Raw genomic sequence first — 6,396 nt, forward strand, 5'->3', positions numbered from 1 at the left:
CTTCTTCAATTGTCAATTGTCAATTATCAATTGTTAATTGTTCCGTTGATTTAATTATCTGCATTCCAGCTTTGGCAAATCTAGCAAATATTGTATTAGCTTGTTCTGTATAGTCAACTACACCAGGAACAACAACAGGAGAAGTACAATCTTCTAATAAATAAATCTTATTTGTTAGGGTACTATCTACCTGTTGAATTTCTGTTAATAAATCGTCAATAGTCCAAGCAACACAATGACTTTTAGCCTGTCCACCAATAATTACCGCATCATATTCTAAAAGTTGTTTTATTAAACTTGTATTTTTTTGTCCAATTGGCTTGTCATCAAATCCTCTTAAAACTTCTGGACGTAAAATAGAATAATTTTCTGTTAAAGGATTTTCACCTTTTAATTCAAATTGAGTTTGACTTTGACGAGCAATACTATGAAAAAATATTGCTTCTTCTACCGATGAAACCAAAGCATGACCAATTCCTCCTAACATGGAATGATAAGGCCAAACAGTCAATGGGTATTTACCATCTTGACTAAGTTGTTTAACATAATGAAAAGCTTGTTTTTTTAATAATTCATAATCACTATTAGTCACACTATTAGCAACTGCTGGATTAACTTGCCAAATACCTTGCTCAATATCTGCGGGTGTAATGTTTGTTGCAGCTGGTGTCGGGTGTTCTCCTTGACTATTTACCCAAAATATGGGATGAAATATTTGCATTGCTGTGTGAGTATCCAGCGTAGGCACAATTTTGGTAATAACTCCCAAATTACGATAAATAAATTCGCACAATCTTTGATTATCATCAACTGCACCAGTTCCAGTTTGTCCACCCACAAATAATTCAAAATCAGGAATACAAAAGGTATTTTGTACATCTATTAATAATAGACAAACGCGAGTTTTATCTAAGGCTGCTGGTTGGATATTCTGTTGTTTTGACCATGCTTCTGCTTCAATGGCACGTTGTTGGTAAGGTACACGCCATACCTCACCAATTTTTGCAGGGTTGAAATGCGGAGGAAGGGGTAATTGGGTTGTCATATTTGTATTGAGTTGTAGTAAATTGTACTAATTAAATTGAATACCAAAATTAATTTTTTCAATGCAGTGACGGTAGGCGATAATGGTTATATAGTTGGAGCTAATCCCGCCTCTTTACCATAATTCCACCTGAGTAGCTATGGCAATAAAAATCAAACTAATGGCTGATTATGGGTGCGACCCTTTATGGTGGGCAGATGTTGATAAAGTTGGTAACATCGCCCCGGCAAGACTGCCCCTCAGCAAAGAAACCATTAACCGCCTAATAAAGTGGGCGATCGCTTATAATACAACATTAAATTGGCAAGACCCTGCTAATTCACCAGATTTGAGTCCAGAAGCAGAAGCAGCTTTTGAACAAGAAGGTATTAGTTTGTGGAAACAATTGCAAAAAGAACTAGCACCTAATTATGAAGTTGTATATTTTAGTGAGACTTTAGGTAAAGTTGTAACTAATATCAATGAATTAGAATCTTTACTGGCTATCAATGCTTAATGGATAGTCAACGAAAAAAGTAAAAAAACAACTGTATTACACATATAAGCTATATCGGAAAAACGTTGAGAGTTGATAACCCTGCCGCACTGTCAGGGTTTTATACTTAAATAAAAAAACTAAAATATAGTTATAATTTACACATTTAGAACCATAGCGCAAAGTGGTAAATTTTTCAATCTTTAATCCTAAATCTACTTGGCGTATAGTCATAGTTTGTCCACAAGCAATCATACTTTATTATGGTTCGAGAACTTGAACGTCAACGTCAGGGTGCAACATTTCCAGAATCTGCGCCAGCAGCCAATCCGGTGTTTTTTAGAACCTACAGCCGTCGGACAGAGGTGGGGTTAAGAGAAACATGGGACCAAGTATGCGATCGCACTTTACGCGGTTTAGTGGAACTGGGAAAACTCACCCGTGAAGAAGCTGCAATTTTAGACAAGATGCAGCGCAACATGAAAGCTTTGCCCAGTGGCCGATGGATGTGGGTTGGGGGTACAGATTGGTTAACCAAATCCAAAAACTTCTCCGGTGCTTATAACTGTACTTCTACCAACCTTGTAGACTGGAAAGCCTTCGGGTTAATGATGGACTTAGCCATGATGGGCTGCGGTACAGGTGCTATCATCGAACCCCAGTATATTAATCAACTTCCTTCTATCCGTAATCGCCTAAATATTACCATCACGGGTGAAATTGGCAGCACTCCTAAAGAACAACGTCGTGAATTTACACAAACCGATATAGAAGGTAACACCGCTACTATCCACGTTGGAGACAGTCGAGAAGGTTGGGTAAAATCCTATCAAACCCTTTTAGAACTCTCCACCGATGAACGCTTTACAGGTGACATTCAGGTAATTGTAGATATTAGCGACGTGCGCCAATCTGGGGAAACCCTCAAAGGCTTTGGCGGTATGGCTAATCCTGTAAAATTACCTGGATTGTATCAGCGTTGCGCCTCTATTCTCAATAAGGCAATAGGCAGACAATTAAATTCAGTTGAATGCTGTTTGTTAATTGATGAAGCTGCTGTCACGATTGTTGCCGGCAATATTCGTAGAAGCGCGGGTATGCGTCAATTCGTTGCAGAAGATAAACAAGGCGCAACTGCTAAAGACAACTTATGGCAACAAGACGCAGAAGGTAATTGGCGTATTGATCCAGAACGCGATTCTTTGCGTATGGCGAACCATACCAGAGTATTTCACCGCAAACCAACCTTAGAAGAATCTATTGCAGCCGTTCAAAAGCAATATTATAGCGGTGAAGGAGCAATTCAATGGGCTGGTGAAGCCGTCGCTAGAGCTAACATTGATTTACTCACTACAGCAGGACTAAAGACAGACTTCTTGCAAGCTTACGAGCAAGGAAAAGCCAAAGAATGGATACAAGAACGTCACCCAGATATTAATTCTCAAGAATTAGAGCATCGTTTAGGCCGCTACGGCTTGAATCCGTGTGGTATTTTTTAATACTTGCCTCACGTAAAAAACCCCGCAAATACGGGGAAAGCTGAGAAGCTAATCCCGTGGTAATCAATAGAACTAAAAAGCTATTGACACCGTAGAGCGTAGAGGGTGAACTTTTGTAAAATGGTGTTATGGAAACAACAGGTAGCATTTACATTATCAAGAACATAATAAATGCCAAAGTCTACATTGGTCAGACTTTACAACCTGTTGTAGAAAGGTTCAAGCAGCATTTAAAGCTGTTAAAAACTAACCGCTCTCAAACAATTAGTAAGGCGATCGCTAAGTACGGCAAAGATAAGTTCTATTATGAGGTGCTGGAAGAGTCTATACCTCTTGATCAGTTAGACCAACGTGAAGAGTTTTACATACAAAAGTATGATTCTATTTCCAATGGTTACAACTTGTGTCCCGGAGGTCAAAAATGGAGAAAGAAACCTCTCAATTTACCTGAAGATGAAATTGCTAATCTGTATATTAGAGGTTACTCCAGTAGGCATTTAGGCCAAATGTATAAAGTTTCTGCACCTCTTATACAAAAGATTGTTCGTAAACAAGGGCTTTCCAGAGCTAAACAACACAATTTGCCTGATAGAAGCAGTAAAGTCACCAAAGATATTCTTTTGGAACTTTACGTAGTTCAGCGACTTTCTCAACGAACAATTGCACGTCGTCTTGGTGTTCACGAAGAAACTGTTAGAAGAGCGGTTAAAAGACACAATTTACAAAAAATATAATCCGAGGAAATTTTTCCTTCTATACCTTTTGGTATAGCTCCAAGAGTGTGGGGCATCTATATTATTTTATGTAGATGAATATGTACGCCGAGCTACAGGGAATATAGAACCTGTAGAACTAGAGGATAAAAAGCCTCTAGGGTAACAATACTGGAGATCATTGGCGCTAACTTCCACTGTAATCTGTCTGAGGTACACTTAAACCAAGTTGATCCCGACAACTACAAAGAACAAGAAGAAGCATTTACAGCAGGTGCTTTGTCAGTGGCCGCACTGTTAAACCACCAATTCCTTGAACCCCGCTATCAATACAGCCGGGAACTTGATCCTATTGTTGGTGTTTCCTTCACCGGTTTATTCGATTTCTTTGTTCATGCTTTTGGTACAGATTGGTTACGTTGGTGGGAAGCAGGAAGACCAGAAACCTCCCAAGGACTGATATTCAAACGTGGTGAGCAACAATATCTCAGCAAATGGAGAGAGATTGTTCATAGAGTCGTTTGGGAATATTGCGATCGCCATCACATCAAACACCCCAACCGTTGTACTACGGTCCAGCCAGCCGGGACCAAATCCCTGTTAACAGGAGCATCTCCCGGTTGGCATCCCCCCAAAGCCCAAAGATTCATCCGTCGGATTACCTTCCGTAAAAATGACCCCGTAGCCCTAGCTTGTATAGACTATGGTTACAACGTCATTCCCTCCCAATCTGACAAAGATGAAAACGGCAACTTACTCAACGATCCTTTTGATCCTCGTTGTACCGAATGGTTGGTAGAAATACCCGTCGCTGTATCTTGGGCAGATTTACCCGGTGCTGATGTCATTGATGTGTCTAAGTTTTCCGCATTAGCGCAATTAGACTTTATCATGCAAGTGCAGAATCACTATGTCACCCATAATACATCTGCTACCTTAGAACTCCGTTCTGAAGAAGTAGAAATCCTGGGGACACGCATTTATGAAGCAATTCAAAATGATGAAGGCTACATTTCTGCTGCATTATTAGCGCGGTTTGATGATTTGCAATCTTTCCCCCGTTTACCCTTTGAACCAATAGACAAAGCCACATATCAGGAGTTGTCTCAAGAAGTCAAAGTCAGACGGAAAACCGATGATTTCTGTGGCGCACTAAGTCGTTATGATTTGGGAGAACTAACAGAAGCAGGTCCTAGCGGTTGTGACTCTGATAAGTGTATGTTCCCAGAACAACCACCCACTTCATAGTTTATGTACCTAGTTGGGCTTTAACCCTGATCAGATTCCTCGTTCCCATACTCTGTATGGGAATGAATTCCAGAAGGCTCTGCCTTAAACTAAATTTTAGATTCAATAACATGAGTTGAGCTAATCCATTCACCTTTTTCACTGTAGTTGCGAATTAAACGTTGACGTTCATTTTCTTTAACTAGCCAACCTGCTTCTACAAAAAAAGGTTTTCTCAATTGCAGTTGCAAAGGAACATTGCTAGAATTTCCATCAGGTAATAACAAAATTTGTCGCGTAGTTCCTTCCTTTTCAAAAATGATTTTATTACCTTCTATTTTTGCTGTTGAAGTAATCACTTGGGATGAAAAAGATAATTTTTGTTCTAAATATCCATTACCCATATCTTGAATTTCTAAAGAAGTAGAACATACTGTTGATGGTCTTAAATCTGAGTAACTTGTATGAGCCTTACCTTGCCAATTACCAATTAACTGTTCTACAGTCAGTTGTGGGCGTTCGTAAGCATCTGTAGAAGTGCGGAATTCTCTAATCAGGGTTAAACTAATAAAGTTACCTTGTTTGTCATATAATTGTACTAAACGCGATCGCCTATCATTATCTACAAAGCCGTATTCTGCTCCAAATTCTGTAAAAGGTGCTAGTTGCAATGTTCCTTTAGAAAACGCTCCTGTGGCAAAAAAGATGTTCTCTTTTCCTAAAGAACGGTATTCCTGTTGATAATCTTGAATGGGCGGACTATCATAACCACTAGCATCGAAACGACGTAATCTAAAAATTACAGCTTGATGATTATCATCAGCTTCTAAATTTAAAATACTAGGAGTAGAATCTAATATTTCACCGTCGGGTGATATTTTAGTAAATGAACCACGCCATTCTCCTAAATTTTTGAGAAAATTTTCCCAGTTGCTTGCCATAATTTAATTATTATTTAAATAGCTGACTTTAGTTGAGTATTGGCGACAAATTACAGTTAATGCTGTTGGTGATAATTTGACCAATGATAACCATCATATAGCCAAATATTATCAAATTTGTTGCTAGTTGCTTATTAGGCAGTATCTGTTAAGATTAATGAGGAATTAATAATTTTTAACAGCAATCCTGGAGAGTCTAATGTTTATTACTGAATTATCGCCCTTATTTCAAGAACTTACCCAACACCCGATCTCATTTCTTGGTGGTTTTGTTTCTGGTATCCTCCGACTTAATCTAACTGAAGATCCCGTAAAAAGTTGGCTAGATAAAAAGGGTTGTGGAGATAGTTCTAGTAACTCTAGCACAGATGCACAAACTAGTAAAGCTAATGGACCTCAGCAGATTACTATTGATTAGCCCAAGTAGCTAAATAGGTTTGTGAAGACAAGACTTACGCAAAACAGTAGGGGTAATTCATGAATTACCCCTAAGTAG

4 protein-coding genes and 1 pseudogene are annotated in these 6,396 nt (G+C 38.8%); 3 read left to right on the forward strand and 2 right to left on the reverse strand.

Features of this window, described 5'->3' with window-relative positions; all coding sequences use genetic code 11:
• Window positions 1-19 precede the first annotated feature (19 nt).
• Entirely contained in the window at window positions 20-1,045 is a 1,026-nt protein-coding gene (locus FJR04_RS24420; protein WP_168499761.1) for an isochorismatase, read from the reverse strand.
• A 139-nt stretch (window positions 1,046-1,184) separates the two neighbouring features.
• Between FJR04_RS24420 and FJR04_RS24425 the strand changes: the two genes are divergently transcribed.
• Together FJR04_RS24425 and nrdJ are read left to right on the forward strand one after the other, a co-directional pair.
• Complete coding sequence (locus tag FJR04_RS24425) at window positions 1,185-1,541, forward strand: hypothetical protein (RefSeq protein WP_168499763.1); 357 nt, start codon at window positions 1,185-1,187, stop codon at window positions 1,539-1,541.
• 242 nt (window positions 1,542-1,783) lie between these two features.
• Window positions 1,784-4,980 (forward strand): annotated as a pseudogene (gene nrdJ / locus FJR04_RS26745) (ribonucleoside-triphosphate reductase, adenosylcobalamin-dependent).
• A gap of 89 nt (window positions 4,981-5,069) precedes the next feature.
• Here nrdJ and FJR04_RS24445 read toward each other — a convergent pair.
• The gene (locus tag FJR04_RS24445; protein WP_168499765.1) at window positions 5,070-5,900 is read right to left on the reverse strand and encodes a DUF3598 family protein; all 831 of its coding nucleotides are present in this window, start codon (window positions 5,898-5,900) and stop codon (window positions 5,070-5,072) included.
• Window positions 5,901-6,099: 199 nt separating this feature from the next.
• Here FJR04_RS24445 and FJR04_RS24450 point away from each other — a divergent pair, with 199 nt between their 5' ends.
• Window positions 6,100-6,318 (forward strand): hypothetical protein, encoded by a 219-nt coding sequence (locus FJR04_RS24450; protein ID WP_168499767.1) that lies wholly within the window; start codon window positions 6,100-6,102, stop codon window positions 6,316-6,318.
• Window positions 6,319-6,396: the final 78 nt, after the last annotated feature.

The sequence above is a fragment of the Anabaena sp. UHCC 0204 genome (genome assembly GCF_009711975.1).
In the GTDB taxonomy this organism is placed as follows: domain Bacteria; phylum Cyanobacteriota; class Cyanobacteriia; order Cyanobacteriales; family Nostocaceae; genus Dolichospermum.